At 74.9% G+C, this 6,513-nt stretch carries 7 protein-coding genes; 6 read left to right on the top strand and 1 reads right to left on the bottom strand.

What is annotated here, in order from left to right:
* The coding region (locus D471_RS42510) for an IclR family transcriptional regulator domain-containing protein (RefSeq protein WP_040690077.1) at positions 1-1,370 on the bottom strand (1,370 nt) is incomplete at its 3' end.
* 132 nt (positions 1,371-1,502) lie between these two features.
* Here D471_RS42510 and D471_RS0117465 point away from each other — a divergent pair.
* From D471_RS0117465 to pcaB, 6 genes are all read left to right on the top strand, one after another.
* On the top strand, positions 1,503-2,270 hold the full coding sequence (locus D471_RS0117465) for a CoA transferase subunit A (RefSeq protein ID WP_017599814.1): 768 nt from the start codon (positions 1,503-1,505) through the stop codon (positions 2,268-2,270).
* Entirely contained in the window at positions 2,267-2,914 is a 648-nt protein-coding gene (locus tag D471_RS0117460; protein ID WP_017599813.1) for a CoA transferase subunit B, read from the top strand. The genes D471_RS0117465 and D471_RS0117460 overlap by 4 nt, the downstream gene beginning before the upstream one ends.
* Positions 2,911-4,119 carry a thiolase family protein gene (locus tag D471_RS0117455; protein WP_017599812.1) on the top strand — a complete coding sequence of 403 codons (1,209 nt, stop codon included), beginning with the start codon at positions 2,911-2,913 and terminating at the stop codon, positions 4,117-4,119. Before D471_RS0117460 ends, D471_RS0117455 begins: the two co-directional genes overlap by 4 nt.
* A gap of 78 nt (positions 4,120-4,197) precedes the next feature.
* Positions 4,198-4,962, top strand: a complete 765-nt coding sequence (pcaH, locus tag D471_RS0117450; protein WP_017599811.1) for a protocatechuate 3,4-dioxygenase subunit beta — start codon at positions 4,198-4,200, stop codon at positions 4,960-4,962.
* Positions 4,959-5,519: a protocatechuate 3,4-dioxygenase subunit alpha gene (pcaG, locus tag D471_RS0117445; RefSeq protein WP_017599810.1), complete on the top strand. Its 561-nt coding sequence runs from the start codon at positions 4,959-4,961 to the stop codon at positions 5,517-5,519. The genes pcaH and pcaG overlap by 4 nt, the downstream gene beginning before the upstream one ends.
* On the top strand, positions 5,516-6,513 hold a 998-nt coding region (gene pcaB, locus D471_RS34865; RefSeq protein ID WP_017599809.1), incomplete at its 3' end, for a 3-carboxy-cis,cis-muconate cycloisomerase. The genes pcaG and pcaB, both read left to right, overlap by 4 nt.

Here is a 6,513-nt window from a genome sequence, read left to right as displayed (position 1 = left end):
GGGGGGGGGGGGAGCCGGTCGGCGAGATCCTCCGGCGGGAGCCCGGCCAGCAGGACCCGGCCCATCGACGTGGGATAGGCGGGTAGCCGGGTGCCCACCCCCAGGTCCACGCCGATGATGCGGGTGGTGGCCACGCGCGCCACGTAGCGGATGTCGTCGCCGTCGAGCACGGACACGGACGCCGAGTCGTGCACCCGGCGCACCAGGTCGGCCAGGTGCGGGGTGGCGATCCGCTCGAAGGTGAGCCGGGACAGCGGCGCGTGGCCCAGTTCCAGGACGCGCGGCAGGAGGGTGAAGGTCCGCCCGTCCTGGGCCACGTACCCGAGCTGGACCAGCGCGAGCAGGGACCGGCGGACGGTGGCCCGGGCCAGACCGGTGGCCTCGGCGACCTCGCTCAGGGTGCGTCCGCCCGGGGCGCGCAGATAGGTCAGGACCGCCAGCCCCCGGGCCAGCGACTGGAGGAAGTCCGCGCCCAGTTCGCCCTTGGCCGCGCGCAGGGCGTCGGCGTGCACGGACGGCACCGTCTCGGAAGGCGCCTCCGGCGCCGGTTCGGGCTCCGCCAACGCCTCGGAGGTGGCCTCGGCGCAGGCGCGCAGCCGGGGCAGCGCGTACTCGGTGAGGCTGTCGGCGGTGTGGCGGCTGGTGTGGCTGACGACGCTCACCGCGCAGCGGACGCGCCCGCCCGGTCCCGCCACGGGCACGGCCACCGCGACCAGTCCGGGTTCGACGAGCTGATCGTCCACCGCCAGTGCCGTGCGCGCGGCGCGGGCCACCAGTCCGGGGAAGTCCTCGCCTCGCTCCGGCGCCGTCGGCGCCGTGCCCGGCGGCAGAGCCGGGAAGTCGGCGTCGGAACCGGTGGTGACGCGCCTACGCCAGTGCCGCCAGGTGTCCTCGTCCCAGTCGGCGGCGAAGAGCGCTCCGGGCGCACAGCGTTCGGCGGGCAGCAGGTCGCCGACGTGGAAGGTGACCGCCATGGCGCGCCGCCGGGGGCACTGGATGACGAAGCGCGCGCCGTCTCCGTCGGGAACGCACACCGACACGGACTCGTCGAGTTCGTCGGCCAGCCTTCGCGCGGGGCCGTCCACGGCGTCGGTGAGGGGGTCGGCGGCGAGGTAGGCGTTGCCGATCTCGCTCAGACGCGGCGCGAGCACGGCGTCCTGGTCCTCGATCCTCAGGTAGCCGAGGTGGGCGAGGGTGCGGGTGACCCGGTCGACGGTGGCCCGGGCCAGGCCGGTCGAGCGGACCAGGTCGCTTCGGCGCATGCGCGTCGAGGGGGCCGCGGCGAGCGCGCGCACGACGGCCAGCCCCCGTTCCAGGGTGGCCACGGACTCTCCGTTGGCCTTGGCTGGCGTCGTCGCGCTGGCCTGCATGCGGACCTCCACTGTTCCTCGCTTCGATCGAACGCTACCGGGCCTTGACACACCTGAGGTGGTCAGGCGAAACTCGCAGCGGTTCATAAATGAACTTTAGTTCACTCAGCGAACAAAAGAGGGTGGGAACGGATGGACAAGGTGGTGGCCACGGCCGCGGAGGCGGTGGCGGACGTCCACGACGGGGCCTCGCTCGCGGTCGGCGGCTTCGGCGTCAGCGGTGTCCCGGCGGTCCTCATCCGGGCCCTGCTCGACCAGGGCGCCACCGACCTCGCGGTCGTGTCCAACAACTGCGGCGCCATGGACACCGGGCTGGCGGTCCTGCTGTCCGCGGGGCGGATCGGCAGGGTCACCGGCAGCTACGTCGGTTCCAACGCGGAGTTCGCCCGGCAGTACCTGGCGGGCGAGCTGGAGCTCGAACTCATCCCGCAGGGCACGCTCGCCGAGCGGTTGCGCGCGGGCGGCAGCGGCATCCCCGCCTTCTACACCCCGGCCGGGGTCGGCACCCAGGTCGCCGACGGCGGACTGCCCTGGCGCTACGACGGCGACGGCGGCGTGGCCGTCGCCTCCCCGCCCAAGGAGGTCCGCGGCTTCGACGGTGTCCCGCATGTGTTGGAACACGCCATCACCACCGACTTCGCCCTGGTCCGGGCCGCCAGGGGCGACCGACACGGCAACCTCGTCTTCCGCCGCTCCGCCCGCAACTTCAACCCGCTGGCCGCCATGGCCGGACGCGTCACCGTGGCCGAGGTGGAGGAGCTGGTCGAGCCGGGCGAGATCGACCCCGACCACGTGCACCTGCCCGGCGTGTTCGTGCAGCGGGTCGTGGAGCTGAGCCCCGAACAGGCCGCCGAGAAGTACATCGAGAAGCGCACCGTGACGGAGGGGACCACCCGATGAGCTGGACACGCGAGCAGATCGCCGCCCGCGCCGCGCGCGAACTGCGCGACGGCGAGTACGTCAACCTCGGCATCGGGCTGCCCACCCTGATCCCGGGCCACCTGCCGCCGGGGGTGGAGGTGGTGCTGGAGTCGGAGAACGGCATCCTCGGCACCGGCCCCTACCCCCGCGAGGACGAGGTCGACCCCGACCTGATCAACGCGGGCAAGGAGACCGTCACCGTCCTGCCCGGCGCCTCCTTCTTCGACTCCGCGCTGTCGTTCGGGATGATCCGCGGCGGCCACGTCGACACCGCCGTACTGGGCGCCATGCAGGTCTCCGCCCGCGGCGACCTCGCCAACTGGTCGGTCCCCGGGAAACTGGTCACCGGCATCGGCGGGGCCATGGACCTGGTGCACGGCGCCCGCCGCGTCATCGTCACCATGGCGCACACGGCCAGGGACGGCGGCCCCAAGATCGTCGAGGAGTGCGCGCTCCCCCTCACCGGCCGCGCCTGCGTCGACCGGATCATCACCGACCTGGGCGTCCTGGACGTCACCGACGACGGACTCGCCCTCGTGGAGACCGCGCCCGGGGTCACCGCGGAGGAGCTCGCCGCCCGAACCGGCGCGCGCGTCCGCGTCGGCGAGGGGGTGTCGGCATGAGGACCAGGGACGTCTACGTCGTCGACGCCGTCCGCACCCCCGTGGGCCGCTACGACGGCGCGCTCGCGGCCGTGCGCCCCGACGACCTGGCCGCGCACACCGTCCGCGCCCTGCTGGAGCGGACCCCCGACCTGGACCCGGACCGGATCGGCGACGTCTACCTCGGCAACGCCAACGGCGCGGGCGAGGAGAACCGCAACGTGGGCCGGATGGCCGCCCTGCTCGCCGGGCTGCCCACCTCGGTGCCCGGGGTGACCGTCAACCGGCTGTGCGCCTCCGGGCTGGAGGCCGTCGTCCAGGCGGCCCGCGCCATCGCCCTGGGCGACGCGTCCGTCCTGGTCGCCGGAGGGGTGGAGTCGATGACCCGCGCCCCCTACGTACTCCCCAAGAGCGACCGCGCCTTCCCCGCGGGCCACGCGGAGCTGTACTCCACCACCCTGGGCTGGCGGATGGTCAACCCGGCCATGGAGCCGCGGTGGACGGTACCGCTGGGCGAGTCCGCCGAGCTCATCGCCGACGAGCACGGCATCACCCGTGAGCGGCAGGACGAGTTCGCGCTGGAGAGCCACCTCAAGGCGGCCGCCGCACAGGAGCAGGGGCTGTTCGACGCCGAGACCGTCCCCGTCCGGGTGCCCCGGCGACGGGGCGGGGCGGTCACGGTCGACCGCGACGAGGGCGTGCGGCCGGACGCGTCACTGGAGGCGATGGCCAGGCTGAGGCCCTCCTTCCGGGCCGAGGACGGGACGGTGACGGCGGGCAACGCCTCCCCGCTCAGCGACGGCGCCGCCGCCCTGCTGCTCGCCGACGAGGAGGGGGTGCGCGCCACCGGGCGCGCACCGCTCGCCCGGATCTCGGCCAGCGCCGTCAGCGCCGTCGAACCGCACTGGTTCGGGCTCGGCCCCGTCGAGGCGGTCAACCGCGCCCTGTCACGGGCGGGGCGCTCCCTCACCGACGTGGACGTACTCGAACTCAACGAGGCGTTCGCCGCCCAGGTCCTGGGCTGCCTGGCCGAGTGGCCCGAGTTCGACCGGGCGGTCCTCAACCCGCTCGGCGGAGCCATCGCTCTCGGGCACCCGCTGGGCGCCTCCGGCGCCCGCCTGGCCGGAACCGTCGCCCACCAGCTCGCCCGGGCCGGGAGCGGCACCGGGGTCGCCGCCCTGTGCGTCGGTGTCGGCCAGGGTCTGGCCCTGGTCCTCGAACGCTAGGGGACCGCCCCGGTCCACCACGGGGCGACCCGCCCCACACCACGGAATCCACCCCTCCCCTCCTCCCCAGGGACCACCATGACCGCACTGCCACCGGACCTCACCCAGTCCGCCATCGACACCGAGATCGCCAAGGCCCAGGCCGCCGCCCACGCCGGGGACCACCCGCCGCGCGACTTCCCGCCCTACCGCGGCAGCGCGCTGCGCCACCCCACCCACCCGCTGATCCCGGTGCGCGACCCCGAGGCGGTCGAGCTGACCGGACCGGCCTTCGGCGTCACCGACGTCACCGACCTCGACCGGGACCTGACCCGGCACCACGCGGGTGAACCGCTCGGCGAGCGCATCACCGTCACCGGCCGCGTACTGGACCGGCGGGGCCGACCGGTGCGCGGGCAGCTGGTGGAGATCTGGCAGGCCAACGCCTCAGGCCGCTACGCCCACCAGCGCGACCAGCACCCGGCGCCGCTGGACCCCAACTTCACCGGGTTCGGCCGCTGCCTGACCGACGACGAGGGACGGTACTCGTTCACCACGATCCGCCCGGGCGCCTACCCGTGGCGCAACCACACCAACGCCTGGCGCCCCGCGCACATCCACTTCTCCCTGTTCGGCGAGGCGTTCACGCAACGGCTGGTGACCCAGATGTACTTCCCGGGGGACCCGCTGCTGCCGCTCGACCCCATCCTGCAGTCCGTGACCGACCCGGCCGCGCGCGACCGCCTCGTGGCCGCCTACGACCACGGTCTGTCCGTGCCCGAGTGGTCGCTGGGCTACCGGTGGGACATCGTCCTGGACGGACCTGCCGCCACCTGGGCCGAGAACGAGGAGGACGACCGATGAGCCCCGCGCCCACGCCGTCGCACACCGTCGGCCCGTTCTTCGGCTACGCCCTGCCCTTCACCGGCGGCGCGGACGTGGCTCCCCCGCACCACCCGGACACGCTCACTCTGCGCGGACGGGTCCTGGACGGTGACGGGCAACCCGTTCCGGACGCGATCGTGGAGACCTGGCAACCCGCACCGGACGGATCGCGCACCGGCGCACCGGGGTCGATGCGCCGTGACGCGGTGACCGGACGCGTGGTCGGCCGCCACGGGGCGGACTTCACCGGGTTCGGGCGGGTGGCGACGGACGCCGACGGGCACTGGCTGGTGCGGACGCTGCCGCCCGGCGGCGTGCCGTACGTGTGTGTGGCGGTCTTCGCCCGCGGCCTGCTGCACCACCTGTACACCCGCGCCTACCTCGTCGACGATCCCGACGACGCGCTGCTCGCCGCCCTCCCCCCGCGGCGGCGCGCCACCCTGCTCGCCCGACCCGAGCCCGGCACACCCCGTGTCCACCGCTTCGACGTCCGCCTCCAGGGTGCGGGCGAGACCGTGTTCCTGGAGTTCCCATGAGTGATCCGACCCGCCCGGACCCACCCGACACCGACCCGCTCGACACCGGCCTGCTCGCCCCGGGACGGGCGGGGTCGGCGGCCGAGGACGCCACGGGCGACGCCGCCTTCCTCACGGCGATGCTGGACGCGGAGGCCGCCCTGACCGCGGCCCAGGCGGACGTGGGCCTGGTCCCGCCCTCCGCCGCGTTGGCCGTCGCCGGGGCCGCCGATCCCGCCCGCTTCGACCCGCGTGACCTGGCCCTGCGCGCACGCGCGGACGGCCACCCGGTGATCGCGCTGGTCGCCGACCTGACCGCGGCGGTGGGCGAGGAGCACGCGCCCCACGTCCACCGGGGCGCCACCAGCCAGGACGTCATGGACACGGCGGCCATGCTGGTGGCGACACGTGTGTTGGGCCCGGTCCTGCGGGACCTGACCCGGACCGAACGCGCCCTGGCCGACCTGGCCTCCCGGCACCGCGACACCCCGATGGCCGGGCGCACGCTCACCCAGCACGCCGTCCCCACCACCTTCGGGTTGAAGGCGGCGGGCTGGCGCCACCTGGTGCTCGACGCCCGCGACCGGCTGACCGCCGTCCGCACCGCACTGCCCGTCCAACTCGGCGGCGCCGCCGGAACCCTGGCGGCGTTCGCGGAGTACGCCCCCGACCGGTCACCCGACACGGGCCCGCGCCTGCTGGCCGCGTACGCGCGCCGGACCGGTCTGGCCGAACCGCGCCTGCCCTGGCACGTCCTGCGCACCCCGGTCGCCGACCTGGGCGCCGCGCTCGCCCTCACCGCCGGAGCGCTCGGCAAGATCGCCGCCGACGTGCTGGTGCTGTCGCGCACCGAGGTCGCCGAGGTCGCCGAGGCCTCCGGGGGCGGCTCCTCGGCGATGCCGCACAAGGCCAACCCGGTGCGGGCCGCCCTGGTCTGCGCGGCCGCCCGACAGCTGCCCGCCCTGGCCTCGGTCCTGCTGTCGGGGCTCGCCTGCGAGGACGAACGCCACGCGGG

This window comes from Nocardiopsis lucentensis DSM 44048 (assembly GCF_000341125.1).
GTDB lineage: Bacteria > Actinomycetota > Actinomycetes > Streptosporangiales > Streptosporangiaceae > Nocardiopsis > Nocardiopsis lucentensis.
The sequence above is the reverse complement of the archived record's forward strand: the minus strand, read 5'-3'. Positions and strand labels throughout refer to the sequence as shown.

What these genes read in the sequence shown, in the direction of transcription:
- D471_RS0117465 (WP_017599814.1), top strand. Translation starts at nt 1,503, where the DNA reads ATGGACAAGGTGGTGGCCACGGCCGCGGAGGCGGTGGCGGACGTCCAC.
- D471_RS0117460 (WP_017599813.1), top strand. Translation starts at nt 2,267, where the DNA reads ATGAGCTGGACACGCGAGCAGATCGCCGCCCGCGCCGCGCGCGAACTG.
- D471_RS0117455 (WP_017599812.1), top strand. Translation starts at nt 2,911, where the DNA reads ATGAGGACCAGGGACGTCTACGTCGTCGACGCCGTCCGCACCCCCGTG.
- pcaH (WP_017599811.1), top strand. Translation starts at nt 4,198, where the DNA reads ATGACCGCACTGCCACCGGACCTCACCCAGTCCGCCATCGACACCGAG.
- pcaG (WP_017599810.1), top strand. Translation starts at nt 4,959, where the DNA reads ATGAGCCCCGCGCCCACGCCGTCGCACACCGTCGGCCCGTTCTTCGGC.